This is a genomic window from Fusobacterium sp. DD2 (genome assembly GCF_018205345.1).
Lineage (GTDB): Bacteria > Fusobacteriota > Fusobacteriia > Fusobacteriales > Fusobacteriaceae > Fusobacterium_A.
The window spans coordinates 1-20,489 of record NZ_JADRHM010000007.1 but is presented as its reverse complement, the minus strand read 5'-3'; the positions used below and the strand labels follow the sequence as shown (position 1 = coordinate 20,489).

General features: G+C 32.2%; 18 protein-coding genes. 14 read left to right on the top strand and 4 right to left on the bottom strand.

Features of this window, described 5'->3' with window-relative positions:
• Positions 1-15 precede the first annotated feature (15 nt).
• The 8 genes from dinB to rnmV all read left to right on the top strand — a co-directional run bounded on the left by dinB (position 16) and on the right by rnmV (position 6,450).
• A complete protein-coding gene (dinB, locus tag IX290_RS02005) occupies positions 16-1,062 on the top strand; it encodes a DNA polymerase IV (RefSeq protein ID WP_211491532.1) in 1,047 nt (348 codons plus the stop codon).
• A 36-nt stretch (positions 1,063-1,098) separates the two neighbouring features.
• Positions 1,099-1,380 (top strand): hypothetical protein, encoded by a 282-nt coding sequence (locus IX290_RS02000; RefSeq protein ID WP_211491531.1) that lies wholly within the window; start codon positions 1,099-1,101, stop codon positions 1,378-1,380.
• Between the two features lie 91 nt (positions 1,381-1,471).
• On the top strand, positions 1,472-2,341 hold the full coding sequence (locus IX290_RS01995) for a phosphatidylglycerol lysyltransferase domain-containing protein (RefSeq protein WP_211491530.1): 870 nt from the start codon (positions 1,472-1,474) through the stop codon (positions 2,339-2,341).
• Positions 2,342-2,383: 42 nt separating this feature from the next.
• Positions 2,384-3,085 (top strand): DUF3298 domain-containing protein, encoded by a 702-nt coding sequence (locus IX290_RS01990; RefSeq protein WP_211491529.1) that lies wholly within the window; start codon positions 2,384-2,386, stop codon positions 3,083-3,085.
• Between the two features lie 85 nt (positions 3,086-3,170).
• Complete coding sequence (locus IX290_RS01985; protein ID WP_211491528.1) at positions 3,171-3,377, top strand: DUF896 domain-containing protein; 207 nt, start codon at positions 3,171-3,173, stop codon at positions 3,375-3,377.
• 21 nt (positions 3,378-3,398) lie between these two features.
• On the top strand, positions 3,399-4,790 hold the full coding sequence (gene asnS, locus IX290_RS01980) for an asparagine--tRNA ligase (protein ID WP_211491527.1): 1,392 nt from the start codon (positions 3,399-3,401) through the stop codon (positions 4,788-4,790).
• Positions 4,791-4,803: 13 nt separating this feature from the next.
• Positions 4,804-5,826, top strand: coding sequence for an alpha/beta hydrolase-fold protein (locus tag IX290_RS01975; RefSeq protein ID WP_211491526.1), 1,023 nt, complete (start codon positions 4,804-4,806; stop codon positions 5,824-5,826).
• A 78-nt stretch (positions 5,827-5,904) separates the two neighbouring features.
• Complete coding sequence (gene rnmV / locus IX290_RS01970) at positions 5,905-6,450, top strand: ribonuclease M5 (RefSeq protein ID WP_211491525.1); 546 nt, start codon at positions 5,905-5,907, stop codon at positions 6,448-6,450.
• Positions 6,451-6,526: 76 nt separating this feature from the next.
• On the opposite strand, the gene IX290_RS01965 is transcribed toward rnmV, so the two are convergent.
• From IX290_RS01965 to IX290_RS01950, 4 genes are read right to left on the bottom strand one after another with little or no spacing between them, the layout of a single operon-like run.
• The gene (locus tag IX290_RS01965) at positions 6,527-6,727 is read right to left on the bottom strand and encodes a hypothetical protein (protein WP_211491524.1); all 201 of its coding nucleotides are present in this window, start codon (positions 6,725-6,727) and stop codon (positions 6,527-6,529) included.
• Positions 6,728-6,745: 18 nt separating this feature from the next.
• Complete coding sequence (locus tag IX290_RS01960) at positions 6,746-7,048, bottom strand: hypothetical protein (RefSeq protein ID WP_211491523.1); 303 nt, start codon at positions 7,046-7,048, stop codon at positions 6,746-6,748.
• A 25-nt stretch (positions 7,049-7,073) separates the two neighbouring features.
• Positions 7,074-7,964, bottom strand: coding sequence for a DMT family transporter (locus IX290_RS01955; RefSeq protein WP_211491522.1), 891 nt, complete (start codon positions 7,962-7,964; stop codon positions 7,074-7,076).
• Between the two features lie 43 nt (positions 7,965-8,007).
• Positions 8,008-9,435 carry a PLP-dependent aminotransferase family protein gene (locus IX290_RS01950; RefSeq protein WP_211491521.1) on the bottom strand — a complete coding sequence of 476 codons (1,428 nt, stop codon included), beginning with the start codon at positions 9,433-9,435 and terminating at the stop codon, positions 8,008-8,010.
• A 143-nt stretch (positions 9,436-9,578) separates the two neighbouring features.
• Between IX290_RS01950 and megL (IX290_RS01945) the strand changes: the two genes are divergently transcribed.
• The 6 genes from megL (IX290_RS01945) (at position 9,579) to nifJ (ending at position 20,449) form a co-directional block, all read left to right on the top strand.
• A complete protein-coding gene (megL, locus tag IX290_RS01945) occupies positions 9,579-10,769 on the top strand; it encodes a methionine gamma-lyase (protein ID WP_211491520.1) in 1,191 nt (396 codons plus the stop codon).
• A gap of 188 nt (positions 10,770-10,957) precedes the next feature.
• Positions 10,958-12,400 (top strand): amidohydrolase, encoded by a 1,443-nt coding sequence (locus tag IX290_RS01940; protein WP_211491519.1) that lies wholly within the window; start codon positions 10,958-10,960, stop codon positions 12,398-12,400.
• 42 nt (positions 12,401-12,442) lie between these two features.
• A complete protein-coding gene (locus tag IX290_RS01935; RefSeq protein WP_211491518.1) occupies positions 12,443-13,846 on the top strand; it encodes a YfcC family protein in 1,404 nt (467 codons plus the stop codon).
• 180 nt (positions 13,847-14,026) lie between these two features.
• A complete protein-coding gene (megL, locus tag IX290_RS01930; RefSeq protein WP_211491517.1) occupies positions 14,027-15,214 on the top strand; it encodes a methionine gamma-lyase in 1,188 nt (395 codons plus the stop codon).
• 25 nt (positions 15,215-15,239) lie between these two features.
• The gene (locus IX290_RS01925) at positions 15,240-16,613 is read left to right on the top strand and encodes a Na+/H+ antiporter NhaC family protein (RefSeq protein WP_211491516.1); all 1,374 of its coding nucleotides are present in this window, start codon (positions 15,240-15,242) and stop codon (positions 16,611-16,613) included.
• A 260-nt stretch (positions 16,614-16,873) separates the two neighbouring features.
• On the top strand, positions 16,874-20,449 hold the full coding sequence (nifJ, locus tag IX290_RS01920) for a pyruvate:ferredoxin (flavodoxin) oxidoreductase (RefSeq protein WP_211491515.1): 3,576 nt from the start codon (positions 16,874-16,876) through the stop codon (positions 20,447-20,449).
• Positions 20,450-20,489 lie beyond the last annotated feature (40 nt).

Here is a 20,489-nt window from a genome sequence, read left to right as displayed (position 1 = left end):
TGGAGAGGTGTTAAAATGAGAAGAGTTATTCTGCACTATGATATGGATGCATTTTATGCTTCTATAGAGATAAGAGATAACCCAAAATTAAAAGGTTTGCCAATAGTAGTTGGAAGCAGTATAGTCACTACAGCCAGTTATGAAGCAAGAAGATTTGGAATACACTCTGCAATGAGTACATTTGAAGCTAAAAGACTATGCAGCAATCTTATAGTTGTTCCTGTAAATAAAGATAAATATATTGAGATATCTGATTTTATACACTCACTTGTTTTAAAAATCACTGAGAAGATTGAGTTTATAGCTTTAGATGAGGGATATATAGATATGACTGGAATTTTAACTGACCCATCTGAATTTGCCAGATTTGCACAAAAATTCAGAGAGCGTATATTCTATCATACCAAACTTACCTGCTCTGTAGGAATAGGCTTTAATAAGCTCACAGCTAAAATGGGAAGCAATATGAATAAACCTCGTGGTCAGTATATATTTTACGATAAAAAACAGTTTGTGAAATATATTAAAGAGAAGGATATAGGAATTATTCCAGGAGTTGGGAAGAAATTCAAAGCTGTTCTTAATAAAAACAATATTTTCTTAGTAAAGGACCTGTATCCGTATAGTTTAAATGAGCTGGTTGCAACATATGGTAAGGCAAGAGGAGAACTTTTATACCTATCCATAAGAGGGATTGACCACTCAAAAGTTGAGTATGACAGAGAGAGATTTTCAATCGGTAATGAAAACAGCTATAGATATGCTATAACAGATGAAGTGGAGTTAAAAAAAGAGTTCTTTGATATATTCAATCACTCATATGAAAGATTAGTTGAAAAAAAGGTTCTTGCTAAGACAATAAATATAAAGCTTAAATTTGAAAAAGGTAAGACAATTACAAGGGCAAAGACCATTTTCGACCCAACAGATGACAGAGATATTCTCTATTTAAATATGGAAGAACTCATTGGAGAGGTGGAATTACAATTTCCAATAAAACTTGTAGGTGTGTCATTTAGCAATTTAATCAAAAAATCTGTTAGGCAATTGACATTTTTTTAGGTATAATAGGATTATACAGATATCTGGGGGGATTATATGTTATTACTGAGTTTATTTTTATTTTGTGGATTATTTGCAGCACTTACTTATGGAATTGAGCTAATCTTACCACCTTTTGGTAAGTTGTATTTTAAGGATTTGCTGGATATATTACACTCATTATCAATGACTCTGTCAGTTAAGACAGCTATTCCATTAAAAACATGTTTTATTCTTACTGTACTTATCATATCAATCATTCCTTTTATAATTACTTTATTTTTAAATCTGAGATTGAAAAAACTTAGAAAAAAACCATCTAAGTATAGATTGAAATAATAAAGTTGATAAAAAAAGTAGAAAAATTTGATATCTATAGTATAATAGTAGATATCTTTAATATAATATGATAAAAGGAGAGAATAAAATAATGGACTGGAAAGAACTTACAATAAATGACAAAGAGGTCATTGATGAATACACCAAAGGAAGATTTACTACATGTGATTTGAACTTTTCAAATCAGGTGCTTTGGAGTGAGGGAGAGAATACAAAATTTAGAATAGTTGATGATGTTCTTATATTAAAAGGTACATATATGGATAAGGACTACTACTATATGCCTATTCCTAAAAGTGAAAGTGAAGTAAATCTTAAATCATGGAAAGAGGTAATAAAAGGTATTCTAAATGAGGGTGGACAGATTGTATTTGTTCCTGAATACTGGAAAAATCTGTTGGAGAAAGATTTTGTATTAGAAGAACGTCGTGACAGCTTTGACTATGTTTACAATGGATTTGACCTTGCATACTTAAAAGGAAGAAAATACTCTAAGAAAAAAAACAGGATCAACAACTTTAGAAAATCATATATTTACGAATATGAAAAACTTAATGATGATAATGTAAAAGATGTAGTTGATTTTCAAAATCACTGGTATCATGACAATGGAAGTTTAGAAGTACTTAAAAATGAACATTTAGGTATTTTAAATCTTCTTAAAAATTATAAGTATTTGGGAATAAAAGGTGGCTTAATAAAAGTTGATGGTAAGATTGTTGCCTATACATTAGGTGAACAGTTAACAGAGGATTATGCAATCATTCATATAGAAAAAGCATTAAACGACTATACTGGAAGCTATCAGATGATTAATCAACTTTTTATTCAAAATGAATTTGAAAATCTGAAATATATAAATAGAGAAGACGATTTTGGAGATGAGGGACTAAGAGAAGCAAAGGAATCTTATCATCCAGAATTTCTTTTGAAAAAATATGAAATAACTGGGGTTAGATAAAAAAAGGACAACATATGGTGTTCAATGTGAGGAGATGAATTTATGAAAATATTTAGAAACTTAGTGTTTTCTATTTTTTTATCTTTTTTATTTTTAGCTTGCGATGGAGAACAAAAAACCACTGCTATTCCAAAGCCTGAAATAGAAGTTACAGCTTTAGAAAGTACAGATAAAAGTGATTATTATGAATATAATTTAAGAATTCCACAGATATCAAATGCTGAAAGTGAAGACATAGTCTATTTCAATCTTACTATGCAAGAGAATATCCGTACTATAATTGATGATTTAGCAAATAAAGATGAGTGGGGAATACAGGATGCCAATATCTCTTTTGAAGAGCATAAAAATGATTACAATATGGTATCTATCACTTTACTGAGAAGTATTCACACAGTTGGTGGAGCTCATTATGATACAACACTTGAAGCTTATAACATAAATAAAAAAGATAATTCATTGATGACTTTTGAAAAACTTTTTAGTGATGATGATATTGAGCATTTTAATATGCTTATTAATGATAAAATAAGAAACCATGTACAGATAAAAAATATTCAAGGTGCTCCATGTGACTTATATGAAGAAGCTGAAGCAGATATAAGAAATGCTGTTTTCTATTTTGAAGGAGAGGACTTGGTATTTGTATTTCAGGAATATGATTTAGGACCTCACTCAAGTGGTATGCCTGTTTTCAAATTTAGTAGAAAAGAGATTAAAAAGCATATAAATTTGGATATATAATAGGGAAAATTAAAAAAAGTTGCGGACTATATAAAAAAAATGTTATAATACTCCTTGTTATAACAAAAAATTGTAGGTGAAAATAATGGAAATGAAAGATATAATAGCCAAAGTAAATTATTTCTCAAAATTGGCAAGAGAAAGAGAACTTACAAAGGAAGAACAGGAAGAAAGAGAAAAATACAGAAAGATGTATCTTGAAAAGTTTAAAGCACAGGTAAAGGGACATCTGGACAGTATTAAAATCGTTGATAATATAGACGACGGAAAAGATGATAATAAATTAATATAATTTTTACGGGGGCATATAGAAATGGAAAAAGTTACAGTAAAATCTCTTTTTAGAGAGACAGAAAAATATTTAGATAAAGAAGTGGTAATAACTGGTTGGGTTAAAAAAATGAGAGACCAGAAAAACTTCGGATTTATGGAAGTTAATGATGGATCTTTCTTTAAAGGAATTCAAGTAGTATTCACAAATGAATTACCAAACTACGATGAAATTTCTCACTTATCTATCATATCTTCAGTAGAAGTAAAAGGAAAATTAATAAAATCACAAGGTGCAGGACAGGATGTAGAGATCGCTGCAACTGAAGTTAATGTATTCCAAAAAGCTGATTTAAGCTATCCATTACAAAATAAAAGACATACTTTTGAATTCTTAAGAACAAAAGCTCACTTAAGACCAAGAACAAATACATTTGCTGCAGTATTCAGAGTAAGATCTGTTGTTGCTTATGCAATTCACAAATTCTTCCAAGAAAATGGATTTGTATATGTTCACACTCCAATTATAACAGGATCTGACTGTGAAGGTGCAGGAGAGATGTTCAGAGTAACTACTCTTGATCTAAACAATCTTCCTAAAAAAGAAGATGGAACAGTAGATGAGTCTAAAGACTTCTTTGGTAAAGAAACTAACTTAACAGTAAGTGGACAATTAAGTGGAGAAACTTTCTGTTCAGCATTTAGAAATATCTATACATTTGGACCAACATTTAGAGCAGAAAACTCAAATACAGCAAGACACGCTTCAGAATTCTGGATGATAGAACCTGAAATCGCTTTTGCTGACCTTAATGCAAATATGGAACTTGCTGAAGCAATGGTTAAATATATAATCAAATATGTTATGGATGAGTGTCCTGAAGAGATAGAATTCTTCAATAAATTTATTGAAAAAGGATTAATTGACAAATTAAATAACGTATTAAATAACGACTTTGCAAGACTTACATATACAGAAGCAATTGATATCCTATTAAAATCAGGTAAGAAATTTGATTATCCAGTAGAATGGGGAATCGACTTACAAAGTGAACATGAAAGATATCTTGCAGAACAACACTTTAAGAAGCCAGTATTCTTAACTGACTATCCAAAAGATATTAAAGCTTTCTATATGAAACTTAATCCAGATGGAAAAACAGTTAGAGCAATGGACTTATTAGCTCCTGGAATTGGAGAGATAATAGGTGGATCTCAAAGAGAAGATAGCTTAGAAATTCTTGAAAATAGAATCAATGAGTTAGGAATGAACCCTGAAGATTATGAATTTTATTTAGATTTAAGAAGATTTGGAAGTTTCCCACATTCAGGATACGGTCTTGGATTTGAAAGAATGATTATGTATATCACTGGAATGACTAACATCCGTGACGTAATCCCATTCCCAAGAACACCAAATAATGCAGAGTTTTAATTAAGTTGATTTTATGATATATATATTATATTTCTTTATAGCTTTGGGGTTGCTATTTTATATCTTGACATATCCATACAAATTTAGACTGGCTAGAAAGTTAAGACGTGTTCTAGGTTTTGGCCAAGTAACACATATAAAAAATATTGATAAGGATTTTAGCTCAATATCTCAGGAAGTTTTGGATAAATATCTGAGAATAGAGAAAAAAAGATTTTCTAATAGTAACTATATTAAAGAAAATTTAGAGTATACAATTATCACCAATAGAGATGTGGATAGGGATGACATCCCATGTCTTGTTCTTTTACATGGACTTAGAGACTCATCAAATGATTGGCTTGATAGAGCTAAAATTTGTGAAAATTATCTGCTGTTGAGATTGAATAATAAAATTGATCCAATCAATATTATTTTAATTGATTCAGGATATCAGGGAACAAGTTGGTATACCAATTTTTATAAAAATGACAGTTTTAGATATGAAGATTACATTATGAAAGAGCTTATTCCAATGTTTAAAGGCATCTTTCCAAAATCAAAGTTTGGAATTGCCGGTTTCTCAATGGGGGGATATGGAGCTTTTAAATTAGGACTAAAGCATCCAGATGTCTTTGATGTAGTTGGAAGTTTTTCAGGTGCAATCAGTATTATCAGAATGAGTGTAAATAGAAGAGTAATAAGACTATTTAAATTTTTGTATATACCTAAGTTTTTATTTAAAAGCGAAGATAAACTTCAATTCTTAAATGTTTTCAGTTCATGGGGTTATGAGATTCTAAAAGAGGATCCATATACTCTTACTAAAAAGCTTGATATCAACAAGTTTAAAGATAAATATTTCTATGCAAGTGTTGGAGAAAATGATGTTGTAAGCCATCTTATGCTTCAGCAATGGACTGATACAGTTGGAAGAATGAAAAAATATAAATACAACTTCATTGGATATCTATGTGAAGATGAGGTTCATACATGGGAGTATGTGTCAAGAGACCTTGCTAACTTCCTTGTATATTTTGATGAAAAGATAAAGTAAGAGCAGAAAGACTGACTTGATTTGTATTTACTGGTCAGTCTTTTAGTTATTATAAAGAGTTAATTTTGAGGAGTTCAAATGAAAAAAGTAATAAAAGAGATTATTGTAGTTGAAGGAAGAGATGATATAACTGCTGTTAAAGTTGCTGTAGATGCTGAAGTTATTCAGGTAAATGGATTTGCAGTTAGAAAGAAAGAGAATATTGACAAGATAAGAACAGCAGAAAAAAATAAGGGGATAATTGTACTTACAGACCCTGATTTTGCAGGAAATGAGATTAGAAAACATATACATAAATTTTTCCCAAATGCCAAAGATGCCTTTATAAATAGAAAAGAAGGAACTAAGGATGGAGATGTAGGAGTTGAAAATGCTGCTCCAGAGGCTATAATTAGGGCTTTAGAAATGGCCAGATGTACAGTTGAAGCAGATGTTCAGGAAAACTATAAAATGGCGGATTTGATAGAATTAGGACTTGTGGGACACGAAGATTCTAAAACTAAGAGAGAAAACCTTGGAAAAGCATTAGGAATTGGGTATTCTAATGGAAAACAACTACTTTCAAAATTAAACCGTTATGGAATAACAAGAGAAGAGTTTGATAAAGCTGTAAAAACTATATAAAAAAGGAGCTGTAACAAATCTGTGACTTAGTGGTGCACCACAACTATCATAGATCTGTACAGCTCTTTTTAATTATTTACCGTTCAATATCAAATTCATTTTCCAGTTCAAACATCTCATCATAAGAGATCTCATCTTCTAATCCTACCCATTTAGAAAACTCTTTTCTAACAGCTGGGTCACTTGAGTCAAAATACTCTTTTGCTTTCTCTTTACTACTGTGTAGTTTTTCTATCTCTTCTCTCCATTTCTTATATAGTTCCTTAAGATTTTTCATATAAATCCCTCCCTCAGATTACATATATAAAGACTGAAATACAAAAATAAAAATGAAAAACAAAACCAGTGCTAAAGGTGCAATTTTAAGTATGATTTTGAATATATCATTGTCACCAGCATAATCACTATCTTTTTCCAAAATAAAATCTTTGATCTCCTTATCAGTAGTAAGCTTTCCCTCAGCTATTTTCTTTGCTGCTTCATCAAGTATCTTATTTTTCACATGCTCTTTAGTAAGTGGAGATAATTGATTAGTAAAAATTTGTTGGTGAACTTTCTGTCTTGCTTTTTCAAGTTTTCTCTTTTCATCAAGTTTCATATTTTCACCTCTATTCCTGACAAAGTTAATAGTTATATCTTCTATATATTGAAAATATTATCATACCTAGAAGTATCAAAAATAGGCCAATACATATATAAATATTAAGTGGCGTATTTAAAAATAAAACAGAATAAATTACAGCAGCAACTGGAAGTAAAAACATCCAGTAAGCCACATCAACTGTATTATGACAAACTTCGATTCCTTTGCTCCAAAAATAAAATCCCAATATACCAGGGAAAATAGCAAGGTATAAAAGATGGAAATAAGATTTATAACTTAGATCCTTTATTACTAATATTGTATCATAATTCATAAGGATAATAAATATACTTCCAGTAATTAAACTGTATGCCATAGCTTCTATAGGTCGATATTTCTTTACTACGAGCTTTTGCAAAATACTGTAAAAGGAAAAAAATACAGTTGCAACAAACATATAAAGAATACCAGTGTTTATTTTAAACTTATTCATATTGACATAGAGGGCTATAACTCCAACCATTGAAATAAAAAGGCCAAGTTTAGCAAGTCCCGTTGTACGTGTCCTAAAAAGACTATAGCTTAAAAATATAATCATTATTGGACATAGTGCATTGGTAAAATAGATATTGTGTGCAGGTAGTGTTTCAATCCCCTTATGAAGAAAATAAATATATGCAGTGTACCCAAAAATCCCACACAGGGAAAATTTTACCAAATCCATAAATGATGGTATCTGCATTTTTAAAATAAAAACTAAAAACAGTAAAATAATTGATGCTAATAAAAATTTAAGCGTATGAACCTCTCTCAGGTTCAATGCGTCTGTAGATATAATAATATTAGTAGATACAAAAGATGTAGACCAGAGAAAAATTGACAAAAAAGCATATATTCTGGCCGTGCTTTTTTTAGATGCCATATAATACATATCTCACAACTCCTAATAATATTTTATACAGAATAACATTTTATTATACAGATTTTGGTATGCCGTTACAGTGCTTTAGAATATCAGCAATAATGTCAAATCCAGCATCAATTTCATCAAGGTTTGCTGATACAATACTGATTCTAATGTTGCAAGATGTTCGACCAGTGGAATCAAATAAAAATCCAGGAAGTATTGATAGACCTCTCAACCTACATTTGTAGTAAAACTTTTCCCCATCGATATAGTTAGCAAGCTCTATCCATAGGAAAAAACCTCCTTTAGGTATATGTGTAATTCTCAAATGTGGAATATTATAAAGTTTATTTATTACATATTCCATCTTTTTAGAGAAAATCTCTCTCAATTTTTCAAGGTGTTCTTCCATCATTCCATTTTTTATATATATCTCAAGAAATTTTTGATTTATTCCAGATGTAGTAGTATCTACAAAGTATTTATTTAAGCTGAATTTTTCTAAAAATGATTTTGGAGGTATAAACAGTGCCAAACTTATACCAGGCATTACACTTTTAGAAAATGTTTTTAAGTAGAATACTCTCTCTTTAGTATCTATAGATTTTAAAGAGGTTGGAATATTACCATCATAGTAGAAATCACAGAAACATTCATCCTCTATGATATAAAAGTCATATTTTAGAGATAATTCCAAAAGTTTTCTTTTCTTTTTCTCTGACCAGGTAATTCCAGTTGGATTCTGGAAATTGGTCATTACATAAATAAAATCAATTTTTTTTCTTTTTAAAAGCAGTTCAAATTCTTCCATGTCCCAACCATCAGGAAGCAGATTGATATTTTCAATATTATAGTAATTTTCAAATATTCTAACAGCATTCTGATATGTAGGTTTAGATAGTAGCATGGTTTTTTTTGGCATTTGATTGAATGTTGTACATATAAGGCTCAGGATGCTCTGTGTACATGTGCCGATAATAATATCATCTTTACTAACATTAATTTTAAATTTCTTTAAATAGTTTGGTATTACTTTTCTTAAACTTTCAAGACCTTGAATGTTTTGATATCCAAGAAGTATTTTACTTTCCTCTTTATCTGAAAGTATTGCTCCTAAAATCTTTCTATATGCCTCTGTAGGAAAGAATTCACTTGGTGGAGCTCCGTTAGATAGATTAATTTCCCCTTTTTTATTATCCTGTCCTAATTTAAAAGTGTTTAAAATCGGTGCCATTCTTTCACTGACATCAAGATTATAACCTTTCTTTATATAGCTTCCTTTTCCCTGGATACTGAATAGATATCCCTGTTCTTCAAGAGTTTGAAATACTTTTAAAACAGTATTTGGATTTACATCGTATTTTATAGATACCTGTCGTATTGAATAAAAGCGAGAATTTTCTTTCCAATTATTTTGTAGAATATCTCGCTTTAAAATCTCAAATAACTGAGTAGAAATAGTAATTTGTGAATCTCTGTTTATTTTCGTGCGCATATATCCTCCTTGGGTTTTTGAACTGTACTATGACAGTTTTTAGGAAAAACTATTGATTTATAGTTCATTTTATACTAACATTATACTATAGAAACAAATAAATTAAAAGATTTTACTTAAACAAACTTATAGGGGGTTAAAAAATGGAAAACAAAAAATTTGGATTCGGAACAACAGCAATACATGCTGGAGCAACAAAAAATGGATACGGAGCATTAGCAGTACCTATTTATCAAACATCAACTTTCGTATTTGATTCTGCAGAACAAGGTGGAAGACGTTTTGCTCTTCAAGAAGATGGATTTATCTATTCTCGTTTAGGAAACCCTACAACTGCAATAGCAGAAGCTAGAGTTGCAGCATTAGAAGGTGGAGAAGCTGCAGTAGCAACATCATCAGGAATCGGAGCAATCTCATCAACTCTATGGACATTCTTAAAAGCTGGAGATCACGTTATAACTGATACAACTCTATACGGATGTACATTTGCTTTAATGAACCACGGATTAACTAGATTTGGTGTAGAAGTTACTTTCTTGGATACATCAGATGCTGAAGCAGTTAAAAAAGCAATGAAACCTAATACACGTGTTGTATACTTAGAAACACCTGCAAACCCTAACTTAAAAATTGTTGACCTTGAAAAAATAGTTAAAGTAGCACACACTAACCCAAATACATTAGTAGTAGTTGATAATACATTCGCTACTCCATATTTACAAAATCCTTTAAAATTAGGTGTAGATATTGTAGTTCACTCAGCTACTAAATATATAAATGGACACGGAGACGTAGTTGCTGGATTCGCTGTAAGTAGAAAAGAATTAGCTGATCAAATCAGACTTGTTGGTGTAAAAGATATGACAGGAGCTGTATTAGGACCTCAAGAAGCTTTCTACATCATCAGAGGATTAAAAACTATGGAAATCAGAATGCAACGTCACTGTGCAAATGCTAGAAAAGTTGCTGAATTCTTAAATAATCATCCAAAAGTAGAAAGAGTTTACTACCCAGGATTAGCATCTCATCCAGGACATGAAGTTGCTAAAAAACAAATGAAAGACTTTGGAGCAATGATTTCATTTGAACTTAAAGGTGGATTCGAAGCTGGTAAAACACTTCTAAACAATGTTGAACTTTGCTCACTGGCAGTTTCACTAGGAGATACTGAAACTCTAATTCAACACCCTGCATCAATGACTCACTCACCATACAGTAAAGAAGAAAGAGAAGCAGCAGGAATTACTGACGGATTAGTAAGATTATCAATAGGATTAGAAAATATTGAAGATATTATTGCTGACTTAGAATACGGATTAGATCAAATTAAATAGTAATTTGAAAATTAAATTTATATAGTGTATATAGGCGTAGTAGATATCTACTACGCCAAATATATAATATTGTTAATTAATCTTTTTATAAAAAAAGAATATTGGAGTAATTGACTAAAAATTGCTTCTTTTGAGCAATACATAGGAATAAAATATTACATTTCAATACTCAAGGGGAGGTTATCATCTTGGATAAATTTATAAATGAAATTAAAAATATAGTTGAAGAAAATAGACCAATATATGAGAATCTTTGTAATTATTTATGGGATAATCCTGAATTAGGATTGGAAGAGTATAAATCTGCAGAGGAAATCATTAAAGTAATGAAAGAAAAAGGTTTTTCTGTAGAAACAGGTATTTCTGGAATGAAAACAGCTTTTGTAGCAACAAAAGGATCAGGAAAACCAGTTATAGGTATATCTTGTGAATATGATGCATTACCAGGACTTAGCCAAGTAGCGTCTAAACCAGTAGAACAAGCAATAGAAAATCAGGAAGCAGGTCATGGTTGTGGACACAACCTTTTAGGTAGTGGAACTGTGGGTGCGGCTCTTGTTATTGCCGATTATCTTGAAAGACACAATATCCCTGGAACTGTTAAACTATTTGGATCTCCTTCAGAAGAAAGGGACGCAGCCAAAGTTTTTTTTGGACGTGACGGAGTCTACAAAGGAGTAGATTTTGCTTTTACATGGCATCCAGCTTTTTATAACGCAATATGGGATGGAGGATCATTAGCTAATACCATAGCAGTGTACAAATTTAAAGGAATACCTTCACATGCTGCTGCTGCACCTGAATTAGGAAGATCCGCTTTAGATAGTGCTGAACTGATGAATGTTGGTGTAAATTACTTAAGAGAACATGTTGTATCAGATGCAAGAATACATTACTCTTACTTAGATGCTGGAAGTAAGGCACCTAACGTTGTACAACCAAATGCAACTTTATACTATTTCATAAGAAGTAATAAAATTCAGGATTCAACAGAGATATATCATAGAATAAATAATATAGCTAAAGGTGCTGCAATGATGTGTGGTACAGAAGTTGAGATAGACTTTAAAATAGCTATTGCAGATTTTGTTCCAAACTTAGTTATGTCTAAAGTTTTATATGATTCTATAAAAGAATTTGGTTTACCTAAGTTTGATGAAAAGGATATAAAACTAGCTAAAGAGTTTTATAATTCTTTAAGTGATGAAGCACGTAACAGTGCAAGAAAACAGCTTATCAACCAGTTAGGAACAGAATTAGCAGATAAGATGATTTCAAATGGGTTAGATACAGAGATGGCTCCATTTGATGGAAAATACGGAGCACCTCAAGTTATAACATCAGATGCAGGAGAGTTAAGCCATTATATTCCTACAGCACAGATGTTTATGGCTACAGCTGCAGTTGGAACTCCATTGCATTCATGGCAAATGTGTTCTCAGGCAAAATCAGATATTGCTAAAAAAGGACTTTTTGCAGCAGTTGGTGGAATGGCAACAGCAGCAATCAATATGGTAAAACATCCTGAACTTATTGAAAAAGCTAAAAAGGAATTTAAAGATGTAGTAGGAGATTATGTTACATCTGTTCCTAAGGAGATTAAACCAAGAAATCCAGAAATAGAAAAATAGAATATAGGGTTACAGAGCAATTACTAAAAGTGGAGGTTTTTTATGTTTAATAAGAATAAAGAAAAGAAAAGCAGAAATATAAATCCATATGCATTGTTATTTGCGGTAATAATAATTGCTGGATTACTAAGTTTTGTTGTAAGTCCTGGGGCTTATGAAAGAGTTGTTGTAAATGGCAGAACAGTTATTGATCCAACATCATATCATGCTGTTTCTCGTTCACCAGTTGATTTTCTAGACTTTTTTAGAGCAGTTCCATATGGACTTATTGGTTCAGGAAGTATTGTATTCTTAATACTTATAGTTGGAGGAGTAGTTGAAGTACTTACACAGAGTGGGGCTTTAGGAATGGGTATTTCAATGCTGGTTAAAGCTACAGGTAAAAAGAAAGACAGTAATGCACTGATTTGGATTTTTATGATTTTCTTCTCAATACTTGGTGGATTTTTAGGGTGGATAGAAGCAGCTATTCCTTTTGTACCAATAGTAATTCCAATTATTATCTCTCTTGGTTATGATGCAATGACTGCAGCTGCAGTTGTAATCTTAGGACTATTTGTATCATTTGCTATTGGGCCAACAAATATGTATACAGTTGGAGTAAGCCATGAAATTGCTGAATTAAAATTATTTTCTGGTATGGGATTCAGAACTGTTGTATTTGTGATATTTGTTGCTGTTGCTATGATATATACAGTAAGGTATGCAAATAAAGTTAAGAAAAATCCAGAACTATCACTAACTAAAGACGTAGATGTATCTGATCTTAAGATGGATTTTGAAGAGTTAAATAAACAGGAAATGACTTTTGCTCAAAAATTATCACTTATAACTTTAGCTATTACATTTATATTCATTGTATTTGGTATGATGAAACTTGGATGGAATATAAATGATATGACAGCTGCATTTCTGGCTTATGGAATTCTGTTAGGAATAATCAATAAGATGGGTGTAGATACAATAGTTAATCATATGATACAAGGTATGAAAAACTCAATAAATGGTGCTTTAATAGTTGGTATTGCAAGAGGGGTACAATGGATACTTGATGCAGGTGGAGCAGTTGACCCAATAATTCACACATTATCAAATGCAATTCAAGGTTGGCCACCAGTAGCTTCAGCAATTGGTATATTTATCATAGTATCTCTTCTTAATGGTCTTGTTCCTTCAGGATCAGGAAAAGCAATGGCTTTGATGCCTTTAGTTATTCCTTTAGCAGATTTAGTTGGTTTAACAAGACAGACTGCAATATTAGCTTACCAGTTTGGTGACGGTATAACTAATATGACATGGTTTACATACGGAACACTTTTGATGTTGTTATCTTGGTCAAGAGTTCCATTAAAAAAATGGTATAAGTTCTTGATGCCACTCATTGTTATATTAACTATTATTGCACTGATTTCACTTGCTGTTGCAGTAAAAATAAGTTATGTATAATTGATAAAAATTATCTTTAAAACAGAAGAGATTTTTCTCTTCTGTTTTTTTAAAAAAGCTTTTTTTAACTGTACTATGACAGTTTTTAGTAAAAAGTATTGATTTATAGTTCAAATTATACTATTATTATACTATAGGAATTTATGTTGAATTCTGTAAAAAAATACGAGGGGGTTTAAAATGAAAGAAAAAAATTTTGGATTTGGAACAAAAGCAATACATGCTGGAGCAACAAAAAATGGTTATGGTGCATTAGCAGTACCTATTTATCAAACATCTACATTCGTATTTGATTCTGCAGAACAAGGTGGAAGACGTTTTGCTCTTCAAGAAGATGGATTTATTTATTCTCGTTTAGGAAACCCTACAACTGCAATAGCAGAAGCTAGAGTTGCAGCATTAGAAGAAGGAGAAGCAGCAGTTGCAACATCATCAGGAATTGGAGCAATCTCATCAACTCTATGGACATTCTTAAAAGCTGGAGATCATGTTATAACTGATACAACTCTATATGGATGTACATTTGCTTTAATGAATCACGGATTAACTAGATTCGGTGTAGAAGTTACTTTCCTAGATACATCAGATGCTGAAGCAGTTAAAAAAGCAATGAAACCAAATACTCGTATAGTATACTTAGAAACACCTGCAAACCCTAACTTAAAAATAGTTGACTTAAAGAAAATAGTGGATGTTGCACATACTAATCCTAATACATTAGTAATAGTTGACAATACATTTGCGACTCCATATTTACAAAGACCTTTAACTTTAGGTGTAGACATAGTTGTTCACTCAGCTACTAAATATATAAATGGACACGGAGACGTAGTTGCTGGATTCGCTGTAAGTAGAAAAGAACTTGCTGACCAAATCAGACTTGTTGGTGTAAAAGACATGACAGGAGCTGTATTAGGACCTCAGGAAGCTTTCTATATCATCAGAGGATTAAAAACTATGGAAATCAGAATGCAACGTCACTGTGCAAATGCTAGAAAAGTTGCTGAATTCTTAAATAATCATCCAAAAGTTGAAAGAGTATACTACCCAGGAATAGCTACTCATCCAGGACATGAAGTTGCTAAAAAACAAATGAAAGACTTTGGAGCAATGATTTCATTTGAACTTAAAGGTGGATTTGAAGCTGGTAAGACATTACTAAATAATGTAAAACTTTGCTCACTGGCAGTTTCTTTAGGAGATACAGAAACTCTAATTCAACACCCTGCATCAATGACTCACTCACCATACAGTAAAGAAGAAAGAGAAGCAGCTGGAATTACTGACGGATTAGTAAGATTATCAGTTGGGTTAGAAAATATCGAAGATATTATTGCTGATTTGGAATATGGTTTAGATAAAATATAAAATATATTAAGATGGGGGAAAATATATGATAGAAAAGCAAATCAAAGGAAGTTTTAAAGGTTTGATTCCGTTTATTGTTTTTATCGTTATTTATTTAGGAACTGGGATTGTGTTACACTTCCAAGGCGTAGAACTGGCTTTCTATCAATTACCTGGACCAGTTGCAGCAGGAGCTGGTGTAGTTGTTGCATTCCTATGCTTCAAAGGGAAAATTGAAGAAAAGTTTAATACATTCCTCAAAGGATGTGGGCATGAAGATATAATTACTATGTGTATAATATATCTACTTGCTGGAGCATTCGCATCAGTTTCAAAAGCAATGGGTGGAGTTGACTCAACAGTAAACTTTGGAATAACTTATATTCCACCTCATTATATTGCAGTTGGATTATTTATCATAGGGGCATTTATTTCTACAGCCACTGGTACATCAGTTGGTGCAATTGTTGCACTTGGACCGATAGCAGTTGGGCTAGGAGAGAAAAGTGGAATTTCTATGGCACTTATTCTTGCATCAGTAATGGGTGGAGCAATGTTTGGAGATAACTTATCAGTTATATCTGACACAACTATCGCTGCAACTAAAACTCAAGGAGTTGCAATGAGAGATAAGTTCAGAATTAACTTATTTATCGCAGCGCCAGCAGCTATTGCAACAATAGTATTGCTTTTCATCTTTGGAAGACCAGATGTAGTTCCAGAAGCAATGGTACATGACTATACATTTATTAAGATATTACCTTATATATTTGTTCTAGTCATGGCACTTGTAGGAGTAAACGTTTTCGTAGTTTTAGCTTCAGGAGTTGTACTTTCTGGAGTAATAGGGTTAGCTTATGGAAACTTTACACTATTGGAATTTGGTAAAGAAATATATAATGGATTTACAGGAATGAATGAAATATTCCTATTATCAATGATCACAGGTGGAATGGCCAGCATGGTTACAAAAGAGGGTGGAGTTCAATGGGTTATTGATAAAATCCAAAACATGGTAATAGGTAAGAAAAGTGCAAAATTTGGAATTGGTATGCTAGTAACAGTTACAGATATAGCTGTTGCAAATAACACAGTTGCCATAATTGTTAATGGTCAAATTGCTAAACAATTAGCTGTTAAATATGACGTAGACTTAAGAGAAAGTGCTGCTATTCTAGATATATTCTCATGTATTGCACAAGGAGCTATACCATATGGGGCACAGATGTTAATTCTGTTAGGATTTACTCAAAATGGAGTATCTCCAGCACAACTAATTCCATTACTTTGGTATCAAATGTTACTAGGGGTAGTAACAATAGTTTATATTATGATACCTAAGATTAGTGATGCAGTTCTTGCATTTGTCAATAAAACTCCGGTATCTGAAAAATTAGAAGAAAATGCAGATTTTGAATAAAAAATATGATATAATACTAATATGTATTAAGATCATAAGTCTTTTTTAAAGTATTTAAGGAAAAGGTATCACCAAATAACGAAAAATATTATTATTTGGTGATACGCTTTTTCAGTATGAGGGTTGTTTGAAATTATATTTGTAACAATGTGATTGCCTACAATTATTATAAATATACTTTTAATATATTTATATTTTAGTAGATAAATATTTTTAAGTTAAGTTAAGAAATGGTACTAGTAAAAGGAGGAAGTTAAATTATGAAAAAAGTAATGAAAACCATGGATGGTAACGCAGCTGCGGCTTATGCGTCTTATGCATTTACAGAAGTTGCTGGGATCTATCCTATCACTCCATCATCACCTATGGCAGAGTATGTTGATGAATGGGCTTCTAAAGGAATGAAAAACATTTTTGATGTTCCTGTAAAATTAGTTGAGCTACAATCAGAAGGGGGAGCTGCAGGATCAGTTCATGGATCTCTTCAAGCAGGTGCACTAACAACTACATATACAGCTTCTCAAGGATTACTACTTAAAATTCCTAACATGTACAAAATTGCAGGAGAATTATTACCAGGAGTTATTCATGTATCAGCAAGATCACTTTCAGTTCAAGCTCTATCAATCTTTGGTGACCACCAAGATATATATGCAGCTAGACAAACTGGATTTACTATGATTGCCAGTGGATCAGTTCAAGAAGCTATGGACTTAGGTACAGTAGCACACTTAGTTGCTATTAAATCAAGAGTTCCAGTATTACACTTCTTTGATGGATTCAGAACTTCACACGAAATTCAAAAAATTGAATTGATGGATTACGATGTATGTAAGAGATTAGTTGACTACAAAGCAATTCAAGAATTCAGAGACAGAGCTTTAAACCCAGAACATCCAGTTACTAGAGGTACAGCTCAAAACGACGACATTTACTTCCAAACAAGAGAAGCACAAAGCAAATTCTATGATGCAGTACCTGATATCGCTGCTCACTATATGGAAGAAATTTCTAAAGAAACAGGAAGAGTTTATAAACCATTTAAATATACAGGAGCTAAAGATGCAACTCGTGTAATTGTAGCTATGGGATCTATATGTCAAGCTGCAGAAGAAACAGTTGAATACTTAGCAGCAAAAGGTGAAAAAGTTGGATTATTAACAGTTCACCTATACAGACCATTCTCTAGAGAATACTTCTTTAAAGAAATGCCTAAAACAGTTGAAAAAATTGCAGTAATGGAAAGAACTAAAGAGCCAGGAGCTCCAGGAGAACCATTATTACTAGATGTAAGAGGAATCTACTATGGTAGAGAAAATGCACCAGTAATCGTTGGTGGAAGATATGGACTTTCTTCTAAAGATACTACTCCAGCTCAAATCAAAGCTGCTTTAGATAACTTAAAACAAGACCAACCAAAAGATAACTTTACAGTTGGTATCATTGATGACGTTAAATTCACTTCACTAGAAGTTGGAGAAACTTTACCAGTTGCTGATCCATCTACAAAAGCTTGTCTATTCTATGGATTAGGAGCAGACGGTACAGTTGGAGCAAACAAAAACTCAATCAAAATTATCGGAGATAAAACTGATTTATATGCACAAGGATACTTCGCATATGACTCTAAAAAATCAGGAGGAGTTACTAGATCTCACTTAAGATTTGGTAAGAACCCTATTAAATCTACATATTTAGTTTCAAGTCCTAACTTCGTAGCATGTTCAGTTCCTTCATACTTATATCACTATGATATGACTTCAGGTATCAAAGAAGGAGGAAAATTCCTACTAAACTGTATTTGGGATAAAGAAGAAGCAATTCGTCTAATTCCTAACAACGTTAAGAGAGACTTAGCTAAAGCAAAAGCTAAATTATTTATAATCAACGCTACTAAACTTGCTGAAGAAATTGGATTAGGAAGAAGAACTAATACAATAATGCAAGCTGCATTCTTCAAATTAGCTGAAATTATTCCATTTGAAGAAGCACAACAATATATGAAAGACTATGCTTTAAAATCTTATGGTAAAAAAGGTGACGACATAGTTCAATTAAACTATAAAGCTATAGATATGGGAGCTTCAGGAATCGTTGAAATTGAAGTTGATCCAGCTTGGGCTAACTTACCAGTTGAAGAAAAGAAAGTAGAAGCTGTAGAAAACGATACATGTAACTGTAAAACTGAAGTACTAACTAACTTCGTAAAAGATATCGTTAATCCAATAGGAGCACTAAAAGGAAATGAACTTCCAGTATCAGCATTTAATGGAAGAGAAGATGGAACATTTGAAAACGGAACTGCTTCATTCGAAAAGAGAGGAGTTGCAGTTAACGTACCAGTTTGGCAACCTGAAAACTGTATCCAATGTAACCAATGTTCATTCGTATGTCCACATGCTGCTATCAGACCTTTCTTAATTACTAAGGAAGAAAAAGATGCATCACCAGTAGAATTAACTACAGTTAAAGCTATTGGAAAAGGATTAGAAGATGTAACATACAGAATGCAAGTTACTCCACTTGACTGTGTTGGATGTGGATCATGTGCTAACGTATGTCCAGCTCCTAAGAAAGCTTTAATCATGAAACCTCTTGCTGAATCAATTGAAAGCAAAGAAGACGTTAAAGCTACTTACTTATATGGAAAAGTATCATACAAAAATGATAGATTATCAACTTCAACAGTAAAAGGATCTCAATTCTGTCAACCACTATTTGAATTCAATGGTGCTTGTCCAGGATGTGGAGAAACTCCTTACTTGAAAGTTATTTCTCAATTATTCGGAGACAGAATGATGGCTTCTAACGCATCAGGATGTTCATCAGTATACAGTGGATCTGCTCCATCAACTCCATATACTAAAAACTGTAATGGAGAAGGACCATCATGGGCTTCATCTCTATTTGAAGACAACGCTGAGTATGGATTTGGTATGCATATAGGTGTTGAAGCTTTAAGAGATAGAATTCAACATGTAATGGAAAAGAATATGGATACAGTATCTCCTGAATTAAAAGATCTATTCCAAAAATGGATAGAAGGAAGAGCATATGCTGCTGCAACTAGAGAAGTATCTCCTAAGATTATAGCTATATTAGAAAAATCTAATGAAGAATATGCAAAAGAAATCATGGGATTAAAACAATATCTTGTTAAAAAATCTCAATGGATCATCGGTGGAGACGGATGGGCATATGACATCGGTTATGGTGGATTAGACCACGTTCTTGCAACTAACGAAGATATCAACGTAATCGTTATGGATACAGAAGTTTACTCAAATACTGGAGGACAAGCTTCTAAAGCAACTCCTACAGGAGCAGTTGCTAAATTCGCTGCAGCAGGAAAACCAATTAAGAAAAAAGACCTTGCAGCTATCTGCATGAGCTATGGACACATCTATGTTGGACAAGTTTCTATGGGAGCTAACCAACAACAATACTTGAAAGCTATCCAAGAAGCAGAAGCTCACAAAGGACCTTCAATTATAATTGCTTATGCACCTTGTATTAACCACGGAGTTAAAAAAGGTATGGATAAATCTCAATTAGAAATGAAGTTAGCTACAGAATGCGGATACTGGCCAATATTCAGATACAATCCTGCATTAGAAGCTGAAGGAAAGAACCCTCTTCAAATAGACTGTAAAGAACCTAAATGGGAACTATATCAAGATTACCTAATGGGTGAAACTAGATATATGTCATTGAAGAAAACTAACCCAGCTGCTGCTGACAGATTATTCAAACAAAACCAAAAAGACTCTCAAAAGAGATGGAGACAATATAAACGTCTAGCAAGCTTAGATTATTCTGAAGAAGCTGACAAATAGTACCATATAACATAAAGAAAAGGGGACTCACATGAGTCCC